At 53.4% G+C, this 20,302-nt stretch carries 18 protein-coding genes and 1 other annotated feature; of the genes, 13 read left to right on the forward strand and 5 right to left on the reverse strand.

The window, feature by feature from the left end; all coding sequences use genetic code 11:
- The first annotated feature begins 426 nt into the window (after positions 1-426).
- From dnaX to htpG, 4 genes are all read left to right on the forward strand, one after another.
- Positions 427-2,355, forward strand: coding sequence for a DNA polymerase III subunit gamma/tau (gene dnaX, locus LJN55_RS05340; RefSeq protein ID WP_133845743.1), 1,929 nt, complete (start codon positions 427-429; stop codon positions 2,353-2,355).
- Positions 1,694-1,755 (forward strand) — a sequence feature (DnaX frameshifting element). Its footprint overlaps the gene before it by 62 nt.
- Before the next feature lie 52 nt (positions 2,356-2,407).
- Positions 2,408-2,737 (forward strand): YbaB/EbfC family nucleoid-associated protein, encoded by a 330-nt coding sequence (locus LJN55_RS05345; RefSeq protein WP_017799391.1) that lies wholly within the window; start codon positions 2,408-2,410, stop codon positions 2,735-2,737.
- Positions 2,737-3,342 (forward strand): recombination mediator RecR, encoded by a 606-nt coding sequence (recR, locus tag LJN55_RS05350; protein WP_133845742.1) that lies wholly within the window; start codon positions 2,737-2,739, stop codon positions 3,340-3,342. Before LJN55_RS05345 ends, recR begins: the two co-directional genes overlap by 1 nt.
- 101 nt (positions 3,343-3,443) lie before the next feature.
- Positions 3,444-5,318, forward strand: a complete 1,875-nt coding sequence (gene htpG, locus LJN55_RS05355; RefSeq protein ID WP_171148777.1) for a molecular chaperone HtpG — start codon at positions 3,444-3,446, stop codon at positions 5,316-5,318.
- A 157-nt stretch (positions 5,319-5,475) separates the two neighbouring features.
- Here htpG and LJN55_RS05360 read toward each other — a convergent pair whose 3' ends face one another.
- Positions 5,476-5,922, reverse strand: coding sequence for a transposase (locus LJN55_RS05360; protein ID WP_227535799.1), 447 nt, complete (start codon positions 5,920-5,922; stop codon positions 5,476-5,478).
- 373 nt (positions 5,923-6,295) lie between these two features.
- Positions 6,296-7,171, reverse strand: a complete 876-nt coding sequence (locus LJN55_RS05365; RefSeq protein ID WP_133845739.1) for a LysR substrate-binding domain-containing protein — start codon at positions 7,169-7,171, stop codon at positions 6,296-6,298.
- Positions 7,172-7,378: 207 nt separating this feature from the next.
- Between LJN55_RS05365 and LJN55_RS05370 the strand changes: the two genes are divergently transcribed.
- From LJN55_RS05370 to LJN55_RS05400, 7 genes are all read left to right on the forward strand, one after another.
- On the forward strand, positions 7,379-8,083 hold the full coding sequence (locus LJN55_RS05370; RefSeq protein WP_159337506.1) for a hypothetical protein: 705 nt from the start codon (positions 7,379-7,381) through the stop codon (positions 8,081-8,083).
- Between the two features lie 53 nt (positions 8,084-8,136).
- Entirely contained in the window at positions 8,137-8,535 is a 399-nt protein-coding gene (locus LJN55_RS05375; RefSeq protein WP_212815877.1) for an NUDIX hydrolase, read from the forward strand.
- Positions 8,535-9,410 (forward strand): DUF6024 family protein, encoded by an 876-nt coding sequence (locus tag LJN55_RS05380; protein WP_227535800.1) that lies wholly within the window; start codon positions 8,535-8,537, stop codon positions 9,408-9,410. Before LJN55_RS05375 ends, LJN55_RS05380 begins: the two co-directional genes overlap by 1 nt.
- On the forward strand, positions 9,407-10,309 hold the full coding sequence (locus LJN55_RS05385; RefSeq protein ID WP_227535801.1) for a DMT family transporter: 903 nt from the start codon (positions 9,407-9,409) through the stop codon (positions 10,307-10,309). Before LJN55_RS05380 ends, LJN55_RS05385 begins: the two co-directional genes overlap by 4 nt.
- Positions 10,310-10,402: 93 nt before the next feature.
- Positions 10,403-11,047: an adenylate kinase gene (gene adk, locus LJN55_RS05390; protein WP_133845734.1), complete on the forward strand. Its 645-nt coding sequence runs from the start codon at positions 10,403-10,405 to the stop codon at positions 11,045-11,047.
- Between the two features lie 116 nt (positions 11,048-11,163).
- Positions 11,164-12,123 (forward strand): ferrochelatase, encoded by a 960-nt coding sequence (hemH, locus tag LJN55_RS05395; RefSeq protein ID WP_133845733.1) that lies wholly within the window; start codon positions 11,164-11,166, stop codon positions 12,121-12,123.
- A gap of 89 nt (positions 12,124-12,212) precedes the next feature.
- On the forward strand, positions 12,213-13,517 hold the full coding sequence (locus LJN55_RS05400) for an inosine/guanosine kinase (protein ID WP_133845784.1): 1,305 nt from the start codon (positions 12,213-12,215) through the stop codon (positions 13,515-13,517).
- A 134-nt stretch (positions 13,518-13,651) separates the two neighbouring features.
- Here LJN55_RS05400 and ybaL read toward each other — a convergent pair whose 3' ends face one another.
- The gene (ybaL, locus tag LJN55_RS05405; protein WP_133845732.1) at positions 13,652-15,334 is read right to left on the reverse strand and encodes a YbaL family putative K(+) efflux transporter; all 1,683 of its coding nucleotides are present in this window, start codon (positions 15,332-15,334) and stop codon (positions 13,652-13,654) included.
- Positions 15,335-15,669: 335 nt separating this feature from the next.
- Positions 15,670-16,869 carry an MFS transporter gene (locus tag LJN55_RS05410; protein ID WP_227535802.1) on the reverse strand — a complete coding sequence of 400 codons (1,200 nt, stop codon included), beginning with the start codon at positions 16,867-16,869 and terminating at the stop codon, positions 15,670-15,672.
- 245 nt (positions 16,870-17,114) lie between these two features.
- On the opposite strand from LJN55_RS05410, the gene ushA reads away from it, so the two are divergent.
- Positions 17,115-18,824: a bifunctional UDP-sugar hydrolase/5'-nucleotidase UshA gene (gene ushA / locus LJN55_RS05415; protein WP_265106031.1), complete on the forward strand. Its 1,710-nt coding sequence runs from the start codon at positions 17,115-17,117 to the stop codon at positions 18,822-18,824.
- A gap of 66 nt (positions 18,825-18,890) precedes the next feature.
- On the opposite strand, the gene LJN55_RS05420 is transcribed toward ushA, so the two are convergent.
- Entirely contained in the window at positions 18,891-19,340 is a 450-nt protein-coding gene (locus LJN55_RS05420; RefSeq protein WP_133845729.1) for a multidrug/biocide efflux PACE transporter, read from the reverse strand.
- An 88-nt stretch (positions 19,341-19,428) separates the two neighbouring features.
- Here LJN55_RS05420 and LJN55_RS05425 point away from each other — a divergent pair, with 88 nt between their 5' ends.
- The gene (locus tag LJN55_RS05425) at positions 19,429-20,295 is read left to right on the forward strand and encodes a LysR family transcriptional regulator (RefSeq protein WP_227535804.1); all 867 of its coding nucleotides are present in this window, start codon (positions 19,429-19,431) and stop codon (positions 20,293-20,295) included.
- The last annotated feature ends 7 nt before the right edge of the window (positions 20,296-20,302 follow it).

The following is a 20,302-nucleotide window of genomic DNA, read 5'->3' on the forward strand; positions in this document are numbered from 1 at the left end:
CCAATTCGCCGGAAAATGGAAACCCGGATGATTGCGTATCAGAGGCGTGGTGAACGTTTTTGCACTGTTATTCCTTTAATGCTGGGAGAAAGCACATCCTGTGCTTTTGCGGAAAACATGGGCAATTTGCCACATACTTCGGAGGGGGAAATTAGCATTTCGTGTTACGTGTAGCGGTAAAACGATTTTTGGATATTTTATGAATTGATGGGTTTTATTCACCCGTTTTCATCGAAAAAGAGCAAGTCTGCGTGGCAAAATAAGCGTGTAACAGCATGGCGACAGGTAGACCTTCTGTTATAGTACCTTCCCTTAATCCGCTTATTGGCCGTGAACACGGTTGATCTTGCCGATACTCGTCAACAGGCTAAACTGCGGTTTATCACGGTTTGGGTAAGTAATTTTTTAAAAAATGATGAAGTCTTAATGAGCTATCAGGTACTGGCCCGCAAGTGGCGTCCGCAAGCGTTTACTGAGGTTGTCGGTCAGCAACATGTTCTGACCGCGCTGGCTAATGGTTTGTCCCTTGGCCGCATCCATCACGCTTATCTTTTTTCTGGCACCCGTGGCGTCGGAAAAACCACCATCGCCCGTCTACTGGCAAAAGGACTGAACTGTGAAACAGGCATTACCGCTACCCCTTGTGGGAAGTGTGATAACTGCCGTGAAATTGAGCAGGGCCGTTTTGTCGACTTGATTGAAATTGACGCAGCTTCCCGAACTAAAGTGGAAGATACGCGCGATCTGCTGGATAACGTGCAGTACGCTCCGGCACGTGGCCGCTTTAAAGTTTACCTGATCGATGAAGTCCACATGCTCTCGCGTCACAGCTTTAACGCGCTGTTGAAAACGCTGGAAGAGCCACCAGAACATGTAAAATTTTTGCTGGCGACCACCGACCCGCAAAAACTGCCCGTAACGATTTTATCGCGCTGTCTGCAATTCCATTTGAAAGCGCTGGATCAGGAGCAGATCCGTGGTCAGCTTGAGCATGTATTGCAAGCTGAGCAGATCAGTGCTGAAACCCGCGCATTGCAATTACTGGCACGCGCTGCTGACGGCAGTATGCGTGATGCGCTGAGCCTGACCGATCAGGCAATTGCGATGGGGCAGGGGCAGGTAACGACCTCCACGGTTAATGACATGCTGGGCACGCTAGACGATGAACAGCCACTGGCGTTGATCGAAGCATTGGTCCATGCCGATGGTGCAGAAGTCATGGCGTTGCTCAACCAGGCCGCTGCGCGGGGTGTGGAGTGGGAAGCGCTGCTGGTAGAAATGCTTACGCTGCTGCATCGTGTGGCAATGATTCAACTACTGCCTTCTGCGCTGGGCGACGATATGGCCGCCATTGAACAGCGGTTGCGTGAACTGGCACGGGTACTTCCGCCCGCAGATGTTCAGCTTTATTACCAGACGCTGCTAGTTGGCCGCAAAGAGTTGCCGCTGGCACCGGACCGCCGTATGGGTGTGGAAATGACGCTGCTGCGCGCACTGGCTTTTCACCCCAAAGCCGTGATCGCTGACCCGGTTGCACGCCCAACCATGGCATTACAGACCCCGGCAGCACCCTCAGCAGAGCCTGTACCCCATACGGCATCGGCGTCCCCGATTCAGGACGCGCCACCACCTCACCAGGGATTATCTGACTCTACCAGCCAGCTCCTACAGGCGCGAACGCAACTGCTGCGCCATCAGGGGGCGAGTAAGCCAAAAAAGACTGAGCCGGCAGCGCAGGGTGCGCGGCCGGCAAGTTCGGCACTGGAGCGTCTTGCTGCGGTTACCGAACGCGGGCAGCAACGTCTGCAACAGGCAGCGGCAGAAGCGGTTCCTGTAAAAGAAGAGGCGTATCGCTGGAAAGCGCAAAACCCAACGGAAGTGAAGGCAGAAGCGGTTGCAACGCCAAAGGCGCTTCGTACGGCACTGGAACATGAGAAGAATCCTGAGCTGATGGTGAAGCTGGTGGCGGAATCGCTAGAACGCGACCCGTGGGCTGGCGAAATTGCGGTGCTGGTCATACCAAAACTGGTTCAACAGCTTGCGTTAAATGCCTGGAAAGAGCAGACCGAGAGTGGTATTTGCCTGCATTTGCGCTCCAGCCAGCGTCACCTGAATTCCCCTTCTGCGCAAAAAGCGCTAAATGATGCCTTGAATGCTGCTGCCGGGCACCCCATTGAATTAACCGTGGTGGAAGATGATAATCCTTCGGTGCTGACACCGTTGGAATGGCGGCAAAAAATTTATGAAGAGAAGCTGGCGCAGGCGCGTCAGTCGATTATCACTGATACTCATATTCAGACGCTTCGTCGGTTTTTCGATGCCGATGTGGATGAAGAAAGTATCCGACCTGTTTAACCCGCCGCATCGCAGTTACGTTGATGCGGCCTGAGCTGAAGAGAGAGAACTTATGTTTGGTAAAGCCGGATTGGGCAACCTGATGAAGCAGGCCCAGCAAATGCAGGATAAAATGGCCCAGGTGCAGGAAGAGATTGCTGCCATGGAAGTGACCGGTGAATCAGGCGCAGGCCTGGTGAAAGTCACCATCAACGGCGCTCACAATTGCCGTCGTGTGGAAGTAGACCCAAGCCTGCTGGAAGATGACAAAGACATGCTGGAAGACCTGGTGGCTGCGGCCTTCAACGATGCGGCGCGCCGCGTTGCTGAAACCCAGAAAGAGAAAATGGCTGCGGTATCAAGCGGTATGCAGTTGCCACCTGGCTTCAAGATGCCATTCTGATGCAAACCAGCCCACTCCTTGAAACATTAATGGAGTCGCTGCGTTGCCTGCCAGGTGTTGGGCCGAAGTCGGCGCAGCGCATGGCGTTCCAGCTGTTACAGCGTGACCGCAGCGGTGGCATGCGTCTGGCACAGGCGCTGACGCGGGCGATGTCGGAAATCGGCCATTGTTCTGATTGCCGTACTTTCACCGAGCAGGAAATCTGCACCATCTGCGCCAACCCACGACGGCAGCAGAATGGATTGATCTGCGTGGTGGAAAGCCCGGCGGATATCCATGCCATTGAACAGACCGGGCAGTTTGCCGGGCGTTACTTTGTGCTGATGGGGCATCTGTCACCGCTGGATGGCATCGGGCCGAATGATATTGGCCTCGACCGCCTGGAACAGCGTCTGGAAAAAGAGACGATTGTTGAAGTTATCCTCGCCACCAACCCAACGGTGGAAGGGGAGGCGACCGCTAACTACATTGCCAGCCTGTGTGAACAGTATGGCGTGGAAGCCAGCCGTATTGCTCACGGTGTTCCCGTGGGCGGAGAGCTGGAAATGGTTGACGGTACGACGCTTTCGCACTCACTGGCCGGGCGTCAAAAGTTTAAATTCTGAGCAATCAACGGCACGAGTCCTTCGTGCCGTCTTGAAATCCTTTATGTCACCCCCATTTAATACCTCAACGTTCATCATCTGTTTTTTAGTTGAGGGTAGCAATGACCATGAAAGGACAAGAGACACGTGGCTTCCAGTCAGAGGTAAAACAGCTTCTGCACCTGATGATCCATTCACTCTATTCAAACAAAGAAATCTTCCTGCGTGAGTTAATCTCTAACGCTTCAGATGCTGCTGATAAGCTGCGCTTCCGCGCGTTATCCACCCCGGATCTCTATGAAGGTGATGGCGAACTGCGTGTACGCGTCTCTGTCGACAAGGAAAATCGTACGCTGACGCTGAGTGATAACGGCATCGGTATGCGTCGTGATGAAGTCATTGAAAATCTCGGTACCATTGCGAAATCTGGCACCAAATCTTTCCTTGAATCGCTGGGTTCTGACCAGGCGAAAGACAGCCAGTTGATCGGTCAGTTCGGTGTTGGCTTCTATTCTGCGTTTATTGTCGCCGATAAAGTCTCCGTACGGACTCGCGCCGCAGGCGCTGCCGCGTCAGAAGGTGTGTTCTGGGAGTCAGCCGGTGAAGGTGAATACACCATCGCCGACATTGAAAAAGCCGATCGCGGCACCGAAATCACTCTGCATCTGCGCGAAGGCGAAGATGAGTTCCTCGATGCCTGGCGCGTGCGCAGCATCATCAGCAAATACTCAGACCACATTGCACTGCCGGTTGAGATCGAAACCCACAATGAAGAAGACAACACCACCACGTGGGAAAAAATCAACAAGGCGCAGGCGCTGTGGACGCGCAACAAGTCTGAGATTAGTGCTGACGAATACAAAGAGTTCTACAAACATGTCGCCCATGACTTCACCGATCCGCTGACGTGGAGCCACAACCGGGTAGAAGGCAAGCAGGAGTACACCAGCCTGCTCTATATCCCTGCCCAGGCGCCGTGGGATATGTGGAACCGTGACCACAAACATGGGCTGAAACTGTACGTGCAGCGCGTGTTCATCATGGACGATGCTGAACAGTTTATGCCGAACTATCTGCGCTTCGTCAAAGGGCTGATTGACTCTAACGATCTGCCGCTGAACGTCTCGCGTGAAATCCTGCAGGACAGCCGCATAACTCAGAGCCTGCGCGGTGCGCTGACCAAGCGTTCCTTGCAAATGCTGGAAAAAGTGGCGAAGGATGACGAGGAAAAATATCAGTCATTCTGGCAGCAGTTTGGTCTGGTCCTGAAAGAAGGCCCGGCAGAAGACAGCAGCAATGCTGAAACCATCGCGAAACTGCTGCGCTTTGCCAGCACCAGCAGCGAAGGCCCGGCGCAAACCGTGTCGCTGGAAGACTATGTCAGCCGCATGGTGGAAGGGCAGGAGAAAATTTACTACATCACTGCCGACAGCTATGCCGCCGCGAAAAGCAGCCCGCACCTGGAGCTGTTCCGTAAGAAAGGTATCGAGGTTCTGTTACTCTCCGATCGTATTGACGAATGGATGATGAGCTACCTGACTGAGTTTGACGGGAAAACCTTCCAGTCAGTGAGCAAAGCGGATGACGCGTTAAGCAAACTGGCTGATGAAGAAACCGAAGAGCAGAAAGAGGCGGAAAAAGCGCTGGAGCCGTTCGTAGAACGTGTGAAAACGCTGCTGGGTGAGCGCGTCAAGGAGGTGCGTCTGACACACCGTCTGACCGATACTCCGGCCATCGTCACCACTGAAGCTAACGAAATGACCACTCAGATGGCAAAACTGTTTGCTGCTGCGGGTCAGGACGTGCCTGAGGTGAAATATCTGTTTGAGCTGAATCCAGACCATGCGCTGGTGAAACGTGCTGCCGATACTCAGGACGAAGCTCGCTTTGCCGAGTGGATTGAGCTGCTGCTGGAACAGGCACTGCTGGCAGAGAAGGGATCGCTGGAGGATCCTAACCAGTTTATCCGCCGTATGAATCAGCTGCTGCTGGGATAACGAGCCACGGGCGAGGCATGCCTCGCCCCTACGCTATGCCGTGATGCTGTATCGGGCGAGGCGTGCCTCACCTCTACGCTATGCTGCGATATTGTCTCGGGCGAGGCGTGCGTTATGCCGCAATAATCTGTAGGGGTCGGGCATGCCCGACCCTGTTTTATTCCCGTAAACACCAACGCAATGGGTTATTCAACATATACTCCCGCACGTTAGACAACTCATCCTTGTCGCGAATCACCCGATCCCAATATCCTCGCTGCCATACCGTTAACCCCACATTTATTCGACGTACTCTATTCGTCACTGCCGATTTATAGCTGCCCACGAGTGTCGCGACCGAAAACTGATACCTCTCCGGTATCACTAAGATACAGTGCAGATGGTCGGGCATAATGATACTGCTGTCGATCTGGCAACCGGGAAAATGGTGCGGTAATGCGTAAAGATAGTCCCGGGCGATGATACCGTATGGATTGAGATAGCTGCGGTAATCTAAGCAGTGGCCGAACAGTGGCCTTCTTTGCTGACAGCACAGTGTCAGATAGTAGTATCCGGCCTGGCGATAATCGTAGTGTTTAAGGCGCAGAGATTTCCTTTGTTGCATGACATCCTCCTTTTTTGGGAGCATATCAGTACCGGATATATTGCGTATTTTCGGAGTAAATATCGTCAGCACGGCTCGCAAAAAAACGGGCGAGGCATGCCTCACCCCTACGATATACCGCGATGCTGTATCGGGCGAGGCATGCCTCATCCCTACGATATACCGCGATGCTGTATCGGGCGAGACATGCCTCACCCCTACGATATACCGCGATGCTGTATCGGGCGAGGCGTGCCTCACCCCTACGCTATGCTGCGATGTTGTCTCGGGCGAGGCGTGCGTTAAGCCGCAATAATCTGTAGGGGACGGGCATGCCCGACCCGTCCGGATGTTGTTGATGATTTTTGTAGGGGTCAGGCATGCCTGACCCGTTTTATCCCGCGATCGACGCCTCTTCTAACAACCACCGCCGAAACAACTCAATCTCAGCTTCTTCTTTACGGGCGGTTTTGACCATCATCCATGTCGCGCGATCCACCTCTGCAAACCCCAGCGGAGCAATCAAAGACCCGTCACGTATCTCTTTTTTGACCAGAATCTGCGGGGTCATAATAATTCCCATTCCGTTACGTGCCGCCTGAATCGCCAGCGTCAGATTATCGAAATGACGTCCCGCCCAAAAATCGCCTCTTGCCCCGGTTTTCTTTGCCCACTCCGCCCAGGCATGCAGTTTGGTATCGGCATGTAGCAGTGGCAGAGTGGAAAAATCTGTCTCGTAGGTAAAGCGATGACTGAACTTCGGGGCGCATACCGGACCAATATAGTCGACGGTAATCAGCGTGGCGGTAATATCCTCCTGCAACGGCTGCTCGTGGCTGACAATCAGCACATCGGTATGCTCGCTGCGCACCCGCTCAATATCAACATGGGTCTGAAAGGTGAGGGCAATATCGCTGTGCCGTTCTGAGAAACGACTGATACGCGGGATCAGCCACTGTGCCAGAAAGCTGGGGGCACAGGAGATGGTCAGGCTGTGCAAATTGCGTGCGCGAATTTTCTCACAGGTCAATTCGATCTCGCGAAAGGTCTGTATGCAACACACTTTTAGCCGTTCGCCATCCGGGGTCAACTGCACCCGTCCGTTCACCCGTAAAAATAACGGTTTGCCTAGCCACTCTTCTAACTGTTTGATTTGGTGGCTAACAGCGCTGTGCGTCACGTTTAGCGATTGCGCCGCCAGGCTGAAGCTTTGATGCTGTGCTGCCTGATGAAAGTAGCGCAGGGCACGCAGTGAAGGAAGGCCAGACATAATCATACCTTGTTAGAAAAACTAACAAGGAGTGTCTGTTTATATCATTTTCAAGTCCAGCATAATTTCCCTACTCTGGCTTCCTGGTCGGGGTGCTGTCCTGTCAGCCACCAGCAAACGCCCCCTTCTGGTTTCTCTCGTTACACAGCCGTATTTTCCCCTTGTCAGCCCACGATTACATTCATCATCAATGCGAAGGAAAGGAAAATGACAAATCAGCATTCTGTAAAAACACAGCTCGTCATGTTTACCGGCGGTCGTGATAGCACCCTGGCAGCGTGTTATCTGATGTTACAGGGTATCCCTGTACACCTCTGGTCAGGAAACAGCGGATGTTCACTGCATCGTGGCATTTTGTCGCACCGTGTTGATGAATTGAAAAGCCGGTTTGGCGACTTAGTCGTCGCCCATACCATTGCCGATATCAGCGGTGCTTTTCGTTCAATTGCGATTGAACACCTGGAAAGTGACATTCTGAAATATCGTAAAAACCTGGTGCTGCTGGGAGAGAAACTGGCAATCCATGCCCATCTGGTCGATTTCTGCCACCGCAACGACATTAACACCATTAATGATGGCATCACCCATTATCAGATGGAATTCCCGGAGCAGCGTCAGGTAGCGAAAACCTTCCTGATGGAGATGATGGCGCAGTACGACATCAACTATCAGTCGCCGATTTATGAGTTTGCTCAGTCAGCGGATGACGTGAAATACCGCCTGCTGCAGCTGGGGATTTCGACCAAATCGCTGGAAGGGATCAGCATTTTCGCCGACAGCTTCTCGACGCCGAATGATGAGGTGATCCTCGCATATCTGCATGACAAAGCGCCACTGGCACACAACATCGTCCGTTTCCTGTCAGGTGAAACCCTGATGACGCCTGTGCTGAAAACCAGCGCTGCTGCCTGAATCTGAACGTCAGAGGTGGCGTAGCCTGCGGGTTACGTCACCCGGAGTCTGAGATGAAAATAATCGTTAAATGCGCGGCCATTATTATTTATCAGCGTTCGCTGTTATTGACCCGTAAACGCGGCACCGAGATTTTTATCTCCCCCGGCGGTAAGCCACATGCGGGAGAAGACCATCTGAGTTGCCTGAAGCGTGAGCTTCAGGAAGAGCTGGGTGTGCAGATTAAAGGCTTCCGGCCTTTTGGCCTGTTTCATGGTCAGGCCGAATTTGAAGCCATGGCGATAGAGAACCATGTCTACCACGTTGAAATCGACGGGCAGCCGCGCGCAGGCAACGAAATCGAAGAGATTGCCTGGGTGAATTATCGCAGGCCCCCCTGTGAAATCGCGGTTGGATCGATCTTCCGTGACAACGTTATGCCACTGCTTTTCCAGCAAGAGTTGATAAATTAATGGACGCATCCTCACTTTCCCCTCAGTTACAGCAGATCCATGGCGATCGGTTTTATAAGCGAGTTTCTATGCTGAAAGATGAACTCCGGGAAGAGTTAACCCGCATATATCAGCTGCAAGAGTACGATCTGTTTTTTGTTCAGTCGGTTCGCGTTGGACTGGTGATCTTATCGCATCTGTTTCATAAGCAGGAAACCACGCTGTGCCTGGCCAAACATGCGCACTATCAGCCCATCACTGAGCTGTTCAGCCCTCCGGCCTCACATTTTACCGAGCCTGGCAGCGTGCGTATCATTACTCACGTCAATCCGTATACCGGTGAACTCAACAGTCTGAAAAACAGTAAAGGTAAAGGCGTAGTGGATGCCTCGCACAGTTTTGCCACCAACCGCCACGGTGAGCTGACTGCGGACAGTTCCATTTTTGTCGCCCCTCTCCATAAACATGCCTCGTTAACCATCGGTCTGGCGATTATTGCCCTGCGTCCCGAGGACTTCAGTACCCTGATGCGCAGTGAGTTGCGTTTGTTTGAAGAGTCCACCTCGTCGGCAAAACCACTGGAAGAAGCACTGCAAAACATCCGTAGCACCCAATGGCAGCCGTATAACGTGGCGCAGGTTGGGCCTGTGCAGCTGAACGATGTCGCAGGTATGGATTTCACCTCAATCAGTGCACCGGATTTGCCCTTTAGCTGTTTCCCGGTACCTGCGCTCAGCGAGAGTCTGCAACAGCAGGTGAAAGCAGCAGGGGCCAGCTATTTCCCTCATGCCAAAACCCTGCGTTTGTCGTGCTGGGTAAGGGGTGACGGCAGTGAGCCTGTCGATATGACGGAACAGGTAGAAAACAAACTGAGCACCCTGTGGGAGGCAAAATGAAAAGTACCTTTGCCGTGAATGGCAATATGATTGGCATCATGGGCGGTGTGATTCTCAGTACGGATTCGGTGTTTATCCGCATGATGGGCATTGAAAATTCCTGGCTGATTGTGGCCCTGCGCGGCCTTTGCATGTGGGGTGTCTGCCTGCTGATGTGGGCCTTTTGGCGCCAGAGCCGCTCCACTCTTGGCACGCCGTGGCTGACCAAAGACAATGTGCTGTCGGCGCTGTTTTTTTGCATCGCTTCCGCCTGCTTCGTTAATGCACTGAACCGGGGCAATGTGGCCACGGTACTGGTGATTATCTCTTCAACGCCGTTTATTTCGGCCCTGATTACCCGGCTGTTATTCAAAGTGGCTATCGATCGCAGCGTGATGCTGGCATCACTGGCGGGCATTGTTGGCGTGGTGATTGTGATGTCAGGCCGTGGTCTGGGCCATAATGGCATCGCCAATGTTTATGCGCTGGGCACGGCAGTCTCTATGGCACTGGCGTTTATCTTTACCTCACGCGTTAGTGGTGGCTCGGCGGGTTTACCGTCATTGGGGGCGGTGCTGGCATCGGTGTTGATTGTGCTGTGGCCGGACTCAAACATGGTCGATAGTCTGAAAGTGTTGTCGGCTGCGCAATATGGGTGGGTGATCGCGGAAGGGGCGTTAATTATGCCGCTGGCGATGGGGTTAATCACGTTATCCACGCGTTTTGTCTCTCCGGCCAATGCCGGGCTGTTTTTACTGCTTGAAACTGCGCTGGCGCCATTGTGGATGTTTCTATTTATGGACGAAATCCCAACAATTCAGGCAGTTATTGGTGGTGCAATTATTATCGTTGCGGTGATTTCTCAAACGCTGTATGCCCGCCGACAGGTATCGCTACAACGTTACGCGGATGCAGGATAACCGCGCCCTTCCTTGTGGATAGCGGGCCAAAATGGTATGTTCTTGCCCTCAGATAAAGTGATCAATTAAGCGATTCGCAAGGGGATTTACGCAATGCGTATTATTCTGCTCGGAGCTCCGGGTGCAGGTAAAGGGACTCAGGCTCAGTTCATTATGGAGAAATACGGTATTCCGCAGATCTCTACGGGTGACATGCTACGCGCCGCTGTTAAAGCGGGCTCGGAGTTGGGTCAGAAAGCCAAACAGATTATGGACGACGGTAAACTGGTGACTGACGAACTGGTTATCGCGCTGGTCAAAGAGCGTATTGCTCAGGAAGACTGCCGTAATGGTTTCCTGCTGGATGGCTTCCCACGCACCATTCCTCAGGCTGATGCCATGAAGGAAGCGGGCATTAAAGTTGACAACGTGCTGGAATTCGCCGTCCCTGACGAACTGATCGTTGATCGCATCGTCGGTCGCCGTGTCCATGCACCGTCTGGTCGTGTCTACCACGTCACCTACAATCCGCCAAAAGTGGAAGGTAAAGACGATGTGACCGGTGAAGAACTGACCATCCGTAAAGATGACCAGGAAGCGACCGTACGTAAACGTCTGGTGGAATACCATGAGATGACGGCTCCGCTGATTGCTTACTACAGCAAAGAAGCGGCCGAAGGTAACACGGCTTACCACAAGATCGACGGCACCCGTAAAGTGGCTGAAGTTAGCGCAGAGCTGGCCAAAATCCTCGGTTAGTGCTTTTTGAGCCAGGGATAACCTGGCTCAATGACAGCAATTGGTTTATCCCCCGCTTTTTTCCGCTAGAATAAGTCTCGTTTTCATCTCCGACGATGCCGTAAAAAGGAATAACAATGAGGCAAGATAAGCCTGGCGTATTACTGGTTAACTTAGGCACACCTGATGCCCCAACGACACCTGCCGTAAAACGTTATCTTAAACAGTTCCTTAGCGATAGACGAGTGGTCGATACCCCGCGCTGGTTGTGGTGGCCGATCCTGAATATTGGCATTCTGCCGCTGCGCTCTCCGCGAGTAGCAAAACTGTATGCTTCCGTCTGGATGGACGAAGGTTCTCCGCTGATGGTTTACAGTCAGCGTCAGAAAGCAGCACTGGCCGCGCGGTTGGATATGCCGGTGGAGCTGGGGATGAGCTATGGCAATCCGAGCCTGAAAAGTGCTATCGATAGCCTGATGCAGCAAGGGGTGAATCGCCTTATTGTCCTTCCGCTCTATCCGCAGTTCTCCTGCTCGACCGTCGCGGCAGTATGGGATGGTATTACCGACGTGTTCGCCGGTTACCGCAGCCTGCCAACCGTGCAGTTTATCCGTGATTATGCGGAACATCCAGCCTATATTGCTGCCTTGAAAGCCTCGGTAGAACGCTCTTTTGCCCAGCACGGCAAGCCTGACCTGCTGGTCACCTCGTTCCACGGTATCCCGCAACGCTTCGCCGATGAAGGTGATGATTATCCCGAGCGTTGCTATGACACCTTTAACGCGCTTACGGCCTCACTGGGGCTGGGCAGCAGCGAAGCGATGCTGACGTTCCAGTCACGTTTTGGACGTGAGCCATGGCTGATGCCTTATACCGATGAAACCATGAAATCCCTGCCCGCCAAAGGCGTGAAGCATGTGCAGATTATGAGCCCGGGCTTTTCATCTGACTGCCTGGAGACGCTGGAGGAGATTAACGGTGAGAACCGTGAGATCTTCCTCCATGCGGGGGGGACGCGTTTTGAATACATTCCGGCGCTGAATGATGATGAAGCTCATATCACCATGATGCTGGAGCTGGTCAACCAGTACCGCTAAAACAGGGGAGGCCATGTTCTCCTCTGTGATCGTCACAGAGCGCAATTGTGCTATGATTGCGCTCTGAGCCCCTTCTGTAGCCTGCAATGATGAAATTCCCCGGTAAACGTAAATCCAAACATTATTTCCCCGTCAGTGCGCGTGATCCCTTACTACAGCCGGTTCAGCCGGAAAACGATGCGGCCAACAGCTGGATTGTCGGTATTGATCAGATTCTCGTCGATATTGAAGCCAAAGTGGATGATGGCTTTGTGGCGCGTTATGGCCTGAGCCTTGGGCATTCGCTGGTGATTGAGGATGATGTGGCCGAGGCGCTGTATGCCGAGTTGGTTGATAATAACCTGATCACCCATCAGTTTGCCGGTGGCACGATTGGCAATACGCTGCACAACTATTCGGTACTGGCGGATGACCGCTCGGTACTGCTGGGCGTGATGTGTAATAACGTGCAGATTGGCGGTTACGCTTACCGTTATCTGTGTAATACCTCCAGCCGAACCGATTTGAACTATTTGCAGGGTGTGGACGGGGCGATCGGCCGTTGTTTCACGCTTATCGGCGATAACGGTGAGCGTACCTTCGCCATCAGCCCGGGGATGATGAACCAGTTGCGCCCACAAAGCATTCCCGAAGAGGTGATTGCCGGAGCATCTGCACTGGTGCTGACCTCTTATCTGGTGCGCTGCAAGCCTGGCGAGCCGATGCCGGAAGCGACCATGCAGGCCATCCACTGGGCGAAGAAACATAACGTCCCGGTGGTGCTGACGTTGGGAACCAAGTATGTGATCGCCGATAATCCGCAGTTCTGGCGTGATTTCCTGCGTGATCATGTCTCTGTGGTGGCCATGAATGAAGATGAAGCTTTCGAGCTGACCGGTGAACGCGATCCATTGCAGGCGGCGAATAGTGCCCTCGACTGGGTGGATCTGGTGCTGTGTACTGCCGGACCAAACGGCCTGTATATGGCGGCCTTTACTGAGGAATCTGGTAAGCGTACCACGCAGCATCCGCTGTTGCCGGGGGCGATCCCGGAGTTTAACCAGTATGAGTTCAGCCGCGCCATGCGCCATCAGGACTGCACCCAGCCGCTGCGTATTTTTTCCCATATCGCACCTTATATGGGCGGGCCGGAAAAGATCATGAATACCAATGGTGCCGGGGATGGCGCACTGGCGGCGCTGCTGCACGATATTACCGCCAACAACTTCCACCGTTCGAATGTGCCGAACTCCAGCAAGCATGGACGGAGTTACCTCACCTACTCCTCGCTGGCACAGGTATGTAAATACGCTAACCGGGTAAGCTATCAGGTGCTGAACCAGCATGCACCGCGCTTAACCCGTGGGTTGCCGGAGCGGGAAGACAGTCTGGAAGAGTCATACTGGGAACGATAGGGCAGGGAAAAACCAAACGGCTGAAAACGCATTTCGTCGGGTGCCAATCATCGGCAGGGGGCGACCGGAAAAAAGGGTCGCACCCGACAATACTCTGTAGGGGCCGATCTTCTACATCGATCGGCCCGTAGTATTTAAATAGGGCATTCCGCCGGGGTTTCTACCGGGCTCAACAGCAGCAAATTCAGCATACTGTTGGCAATTTCCCGCTCGCCCATCACCACACGGTCTGCGCCACGCTCCATAATATAATCCACCTCGTCGTCATAATGCGCACGGGCGATAATCTCAATATTCGGGCGCGTTTCGCGAGCAGCAATGACAATCTCTCCGGCTTCATAACCGTTAGGAATGGTCAGCAACAGCCAGCGTGCACAGTCCAGACGCGCCAGCTCCATAATATCGCCACGCGCGGCATTGCCCAGTACCGCTTTGATCCCTTGCTCACGCAACGCCTCGACGCGTGGACGGCTGTTCTCCACTACCACAATCGGAATACCGGCTTCCATCAGGCGGCTGCCCAGCAGGCTGCCTACGCGACCAAAACCGACAATCACCGCGTGATTGCACAAATCCACCGGGATCTGCTTCTCTTCTTCGATGGCTTCTTCCATCGTCTGTTCTTCAATGGTCTCAGTCTTTTTCAGGTAGCGTTCCAGCAGCACAAACAGAATCGGATTCAGCATAATCGACAGAATTGCCCCTGCCAGCACCAGATTGCGCCCGCTGTCCGGCAGCAGATTCAGGGAGATACCCAGGCCGGCAAGAATAAAGGCGAATTCACCGATCTGCGCCAGGCTGACGGAGATGGTCAGCGCGGTGCGCTTGGAGTGACCGAACAGCATCACCAGGAACAGCGCCACTAATGACTTGCCTAAGACGATAATCGCCAGCGCACCCAGCACCGCCAGTGGCTGCTGGATCAGGATCATTGGGTCAAACAACATGCCAACGGACACGAAGAACAGCACGGCGAAAGCATCACGCAGCGGCAACGTATCGTGCGCGGCCCGGTGGCTCAGCTCCGATTCGTTCAGCACCATACCGGCAAAGAAAGCCCCAAGTGCAAAGGAGACATCAAAGAACTCGACGGCACCGAAGGCAATACCCAGCGCCAGCGCCAGCACGGAAAGAGTGAACAGTTCGCGTGAACCGGTCGCAGCACTGCGCGCAAGGATCCACGGCACCACGCGTTTTCCCACCACCATCATCAGCACCATAAACGCCGCCACCTTGCCGATGGTAATCAGCAGGTCGAACAGCACCATCGTGACGCTGGCTTTACCTTCTTCAAACAGCCCGGCAATCGCAGGCAGCAGCACCAGTGCCAGCACCATCATCAGGTCTTCCACGATCAGCCAGCCGATAGCAATCTGTCCGCGCTGACTGTCAATTAACTGTCGCTCTTCCAACGCACGCAGCAGCACCACGGTACTGGCGGTTGAAAGGCAGAGTCCGAATACCAGACCCGTCATCATTGGCCACCCCAGTGCCCACGACAGCCCCATGCCTAACAGTGTGGCAGCGGCGATTTGTGCAATGGCACCCGGGATGGCGATGGACTTTACAGCCATCAGATCTTTCAGGGAGAAGTGCAGACCCACACCGAACATCAGCAGGATCACACCCAGTTCGGCCAGTTCCGGTGCCAGATTGGTATCAGCAACAAAACCTGGGGTAAAGGGCCCGGCGAGCACGCCAGCTAACAGATAACCGACAAGAGGAGAGATGCGCAGGCGATTAGCCAGCATACCGAAGAGGAAGGCCAGAACTAAGCCTCCTACAATGGTGGTGATAAGCGGGGTGGTGTGGTGCATGCCTGTCTCCTTTTGTGTGCATACTCAAGAGACTTCAAGTTGTAACGACGTTGGCAGTGCCGGCTCACAGGACTGACTATGCTCCAGGAGACCCGCAGGCTTGCCGTTTTTCAGCAACTTAAATTATCCAGAGTGTAAATGTGTCCAGTTGTAAGTTTTCAGTGTATGGCATATTACAGGATGACGCTTGTCATTATTGGTTATAACGGCAAAAAATCTGAATCATTGAGAGAAAGTTCGCACAGAGTGCGATTTTAGACAGTTATCAGTGTGCAGGTCAGACGTTACAAGCCGGTGACCCGGTGCCAATTGCATTGATTCGCACCGGGATGGGACTATTTATGTCGGTTATCAGGCAGGAAAGCCGTCAGAATTCCAAGAAGTGGCAGATAAGCGCAGATTTGATAGACCAGTTCAATGCCCTGATGATCGGCGACCACACCCAATACGGCGGCACCCAGCCCACCCATGCCAAAGGAAAAACCGAAAAATAGCCCGGAAACCATACCGATACGGCCCGGCATCAATTCCTGGGCGTAGACCAGAATGGCGGAAAACGCCGACGCCAGTACAAAGCCAATCACGACTGACAGCGCACCGGTCCACCACAAGTTGGCATAAGGTAACATCAACGTGAAGGGGGCAACGCCAAGAATAGACACCCAAATCACTCTTTTTCGACCGATTTTATCGCCAATCGGGCCGCCAATGACCGTGCCCGCCGCGACGGCAAACAGGAAGATAAACAGATGTAGCTGGGCATTCTGCACGGAAAGCCCGAATTTATGCATCAGATAGAAGGTGTAGTAGCTGCTCAGGCTGGTGAGATAGAAATATTTTGAGAAAACCAGCACCAGCAAAATCGTGATGGCAAAGGCCACCTGACGACGAGGCAGCAGGCTCACTGCCGGGGCAGTCTGACTTTTGGCAACGCGGTTCTGGTTCTGATACCAGCGGCTAATCTGCAACAGTACGACAATCCCCAGCAGGGCGGCCAGAGAGAACCAGGCGACATTACCGCGACCATAAGGGGCGATAATCAATGCAGCCAGCAGCGGACCAAGAGAACTGCCAAAGTTACCGCCTACCTGAAACAGTGACTGTGCAAGCCCATGGCGTCCACCGGAGGCCATTCTTGCCACGCGCGAAGATTCTGGATGGAACACCGAGGAGCCAGTGCCAACCAGCGCTGCTGCCACCAGGATCATCGGGAAAGTACTGGCCATCGACAGCAGCACCAGCCCAAAAAGGGTGAATCCCATACCCACAGGCAACGACCAGGGTTGCGGGTGTTTATCGGTAAAGTGGCCAATCAGTGGCTGTAGCAGCGAGGCTGTCATCTGATAGGTCAGGGTGATCATACCGATCTGCACAAAACTCAGCGAAAAGTCTTCGCGTAACAGAGGATAAATCGCCAGAATCAACGACTGAATCATATCATTAAGCAAATGGGCAACGCTGATCGCGCCAAGTATGCCAAATGAGGTACGCCGGGCCGGCGTCTTTGAAGAGGAAAGGGTGTGTTCGCTTGCCATTAAGTTAACCTGTCATTGTCTTGTGTTTTTATAGGGTGCAGAAAGCCCTTAGCTTGCTAATAACATAAGGTACAGTAATTATCTTTTAGCGTTAAGCCTGCGGCATAATCATACCCGTCAAATATTTTGGGTATCAGCCATTCATTTTCTGTTGTCAGAGTTGTTCAACAAGGAGGGTCACAGTGCCATTATTGAAAAGAAGTTTCGCCAGCGTTCTGACGGTGGCGTTATTAAGCACCCCATTGATGGCCCAGGCGTGGGTGAAAGACCGGACTTATAAGTTCACGGTGCTTCACACCAACGATCATCACGGGCGTTTCTGGAATAACGAACAGGGCGAATATGGCCTGGCGGCGCAAAAAACCATGATGGACCAGATCCGTTATGACGTGCAGGCGCACGGCGGTGCTGTCCTGATCCTCTCGGGCGGTGACATTAATACCGGCGTGCCGGAATCTGATTTGCAGGACGCGGAACCCGATTTTCGCGGGATGAATCTGATTGGCTATGACGCAATGGCGATTGGAAACCATGAGTTCGATAATCCGCTCTCCGTGCTGCGTCAGCAGCAGAAATGGGCTAAATTCCCGCTGCTCTCCGCCAATATTTATCAGAAAAGCACCGGAAAGCGGCTGTTCCAGCCTTACGCCCTGTTTAACCGTATGGGGCTGAAAATTGCCGTTATTGGCCTCACCACCGACGATACGGCGAAAATCGGCAACCCGGAAAACTTTACCGACATCCTGTTCCATAAACCGGCAACCGAAGCAAAAGCGGTGGTCGAACAGCTGCGGGCGAAAGAGAAGCCCGATGTGATTATCGCGGCCACACATATGGGCCATTACGACAACGGTCATTACGGATCGAATGCGCCGGGTGATGTGGAAATGGCGCGTGAACTGCCAGCCGGTTACCTCGATATGATCGTGGGAGGGCACTCGCAGGATCCGGTGTGCATGGCGAAAGAGAATGTGAAGCAGGCTGACTATGTGCCCGGAACACCCTGTACGCCCGATCGCCAGAACGGTACCTGGATTGTCCAGGCTCACGAGTGGGGGAAATACATCGGCCGTGCGGACTTCACCTTCCTGAACGGCAAGCTGACGCTGGATCACTATGAGCTGGTGCCGATTAACCTGAAGCATAAAGTGAAGAATGCTGACGGCAGCACCACCTGGGTCAATTACACCCCCGAGATCGCGAAAAACCCGGCCATGCAAAAACTGCTGACTCCGTTCCAGAAAAAGGGTGAGGCGCAACTGGGCGTGAAAATCGGCAGTGTTAACGGACGGCTGGAGGGCGATCGCAGCAAAGTGCGTTTTGTGCAGACCAGCATGGCGCGTCTGATTCTGGAAGGACAGATCGAACGGACTAAAGCTGACTTTGCCATCATGAGCGGCGGCGGTGTGCGTGACTCGATTGAGGGCGGTGCCATCACTTATAAAGATGTCCTGAAAGTGCAGCCTTTTGGTAATACGCTGGTGTATGTCGATATGAAAGGCAGCGAAGTTGAGAAGTATCTCGCAGTAGTGGCCAATAAACAGGTTGATTCAGGTGCCTATGCACAGTTTGCGCGCGTCAGCCTGACGGCAGACGGCACCGGCGTCAGTAACATCCTCATCAACGGTAAACCGCTGGAAGCGGATAAAACCTATCGCATGGCCACCCTGAGTTTTAATGCCACGGGCGGTGATGGTTATCCGCTGGTGGATAAGCTGCCTGGCTATGTGAATACCGGTTTTGTGGATGCCGAAGTGCTGAAACAGTACATCCAGAGTCACTCTCCGCTCGATGTGGCAAAGTATCAGCCTGCCGGGGAAATTGTCTATCAGAAAGCAGAAGCTAAAGCAGAAGCGAAATCAGAAGAGAAGGCACCGGAGAAAGCAGCGGAAAGCGAGAAACCGGCAGACCCTAAGCAGTGGCGTCCGGCGAAACTGGATACGGCTAAGCATTAACGGTGTTACCCATGGGGTCGACGACTTTTTCCGGTCGACCCCAACAACAACCTCTGCGCAGTGCCATTAACCATGTTTGTTCACTGGCTGTGGCTGGCGTGAATTCATGATGCGCTCACGGACTTTGTCATAGACCCAGTTATACGCCATGGTGTACGGCAGGAAGAACAGGAAGAAGGCGATTTCAATGATCAACGCCTGCCACAGACTGATACCCAACATCCAGGCTGCCAGTGGCAGACCGATCAGAATAAAGCCGCCCTCAAAGCCCAGTGCATGCAGAATACGCAGGCCGATACCGCGAGTCACTTTTTCGCGTGGCCACAGACGATCAAATCCGGCGTTATAAATCATGTTCCATATCATCGCTACCGTCGACAGCATGATGGCCAGCGCACCCATCTGAAACAGGGGTTTATCCATAATCCACGCGGCTAAAGGTGACACCAGTGCAATCGCCAGCACTTCGAAACCTGCGGCATGGAAAAAACGTTCTTTTAGCGTACGACCAGACATACATCCTCCTTAATTTTCTATGGACGCTATTTTCCACGTTTTATTTGCTAAGATAAAATGACTATCCATCGATAAAAGCGATACATCTTTGCGTTACTCACCGGAATCACTGGAAGCTTTTGTGCAAACCGTGGAAAGCGGATCCTTCTCGGCGGCGGCGCGTGCGCTGCGCAAAAGCCAGTCAACCATCAGTACGGCAATAGCAAATCTTGAAAACGATCTGGGCTTTACACTGTTCAGCCGTGAGCTACGTAACCCGGTATTGACTGAAAACGGGCAGCGTGCGCTGGCGCAGGTCAAAGAGATCCTCAATGCATCAGCAAAATTGGACGAGCTGGCTATTCGGCTTTCCGGCGAAATAGAGCCCTGTCTGCGACTGGCGATCTCCGATTTCTGGCAGGCTGATTATCATGAGTCACTGCTACAACGCTTTGAACGTCGCTATCCGGATATTGAATTTGAATGCATGATCGCCGAAGATGCCGACGTGATTGACCTGTTACATAGCCAGCGAGCCCACATTGGCGTGGTGCGGGTACAGGATCATTATCCGTCTGATATCTGCGTGAAGCGCCTGCAAGTGGAGGCACAAATGGCGATTTTCCTCCATCAGGATCACCCGCTGGCGCAGCAGGACAAGGTGACTGAAGAGGAGCTGAAAGCGCTGCGTCAGCTTCGGCTAAATACGTGGGTGGAGCGCACGCCTGCACCGACGGGAAAAGTGTGGCTGGCGCAGTCTTATCTGTTACTGCTGGAAATGGCTGAGCAGGGATTCGGCTGGAGTATTCTGCCGCGCTGGCTGACCCAGCAGTTTGGCCACCAGACACTGCGCGAACTGCCGGTGGACGGCTGGCCGCAGAGTATTCAGGTTGATGTGATCTGGTCACGCCGCACGCCACCCGGCCCTGCAGGGCGCTGGATGATCGATCAGTTGCTGGCCCAGCGCTCTGCGTAAAGCCGCG

The organism is Erwinia rhapontici (assembly GCF_020683125.1).
Classification (GTDB): domain Bacteria; phylum Pseudomonadota; class Gammaproteobacteria; order Enterobacterales; family Enterobacteriaceae; genus Erwinia; species Erwinia rhapontici.

What these genes read in the sequence shown, in the direction of transcription:
- dnaX (WP_133845743.1), top strand. Translation starts at nt 427, where the DNA reads ATGAGCTATCAGGTACTGGCCCGCAAGTGGCGTCCGCAAGCGTTTACT.
- LJN55_RS05345 (WP_017799391.1), top strand. Translation starts at nt 2,408, where the DNA reads ATGTTTGGTAAAGCCGGATTGGGCAACCTGATGAAGCAGGCCCAGCAA.
- recR (WP_133845742.1), top strand. Translation starts at nt 2,737, where the DNA reads ATGCAAACCAGCCCACTCCTTGAAACATTAATGGAGTCGCTGCGTTGC.
- htpG (WP_171148777.1), top strand. Translation starts at nt 3,444, where the DNA reads ATGACCATGAAAGGACAAGAGACACGTGGCTTCCAGTCAGAGGTAAAA.
- LJN55_RS05360 (WP_227535799.1), bottom strand. Translation starts at nt 5,922, where the DNA reads ATGCAACAAAGGAAATCTCTGCGCCTTAAACACTACGATTATCGCCAG.
- LJN55_RS05365 (WP_133845739.1), bottom strand. Translation starts at nt 7,171, where the DNA reads ATGTCTGGCCTTCCTTCACTGCGTGCCCTGCGCTACTTTCATCAGGCA.
- LJN55_RS05370 (WP_159337506.1), top strand. Translation starts at nt 7,379, where the DNA reads ATGACAAATCAGCATTCTGTAAAAACACAGCTCGTCATGTTTACCGGC.
- LJN55_RS05375 (WP_212815877.1), top strand. Translation starts at nt 8,137, where the DNA reads ATGAAAATAATCGTTAAATGCGCGGCCATTATTATTTATCAGCGTTCG.
- LJN55_RS05380 (WP_227535800.1), top strand. Translation starts at nt 8,535, where the DNA reads ATGGACGCATCCTCACTTTCCCCTCAGTTACAGCAGATCCATGGCGAT.
- LJN55_RS05385 (WP_227535801.1), top strand. Translation starts at nt 9,407, where the DNA reads ATGAAAAGTACCTTTGCCGTGAATGGCAATATGATTGGCATCATGGGC.
- adk (WP_133845734.1), top strand. Translation starts at nt 10,403, where the DNA reads ATGCGTATTATTCTGCTCGGAGCTCCGGGTGCAGGTAAAGGGACTCAG.
- hemH (WP_133845733.1), top strand. Translation starts at nt 11,164, where the DNA reads ATGAGGCAAGATAAGCCTGGCGTATTACTGGTTAACTTAGGCACACCT.
- LJN55_RS05400 (WP_133845784.1), top strand. Translation starts at nt 12,213, where the DNA reads ATGAAATTCCCCGGTAAACGTAAATCCAAACATTATTTCCCCGTCAGT.
- ybaL (WP_133845732.1), bottom strand. Translation starts at nt 15,334, where the DNA reads ATGCACCACACCACCCCGCTTATCACCACCATTGTAGGAGGCTTAGTT.
- LJN55_RS05410 (WP_227535802.1), bottom strand. Translation starts at nt 16,869, where the DNA reads ATGGCAAGCGAACACACCCTTTCCTCTTCAAAGACGCCGGCCCGGCGT.
- ushA (WP_265106031.1), top strand. Translation starts at nt 17,115, where the DNA reads ATGGCCCAGGCGTGGGTGAAAGACCGGACTTATAAGTTCACGGTGCTT.
- LJN55_RS05420 (WP_133845729.1), bottom strand. Translation starts at nt 19,340, where the DNA reads ATGTCTGGTCGTACGCTAAAAGAACGTTTTTTCCATGCCGCAGGTTTC.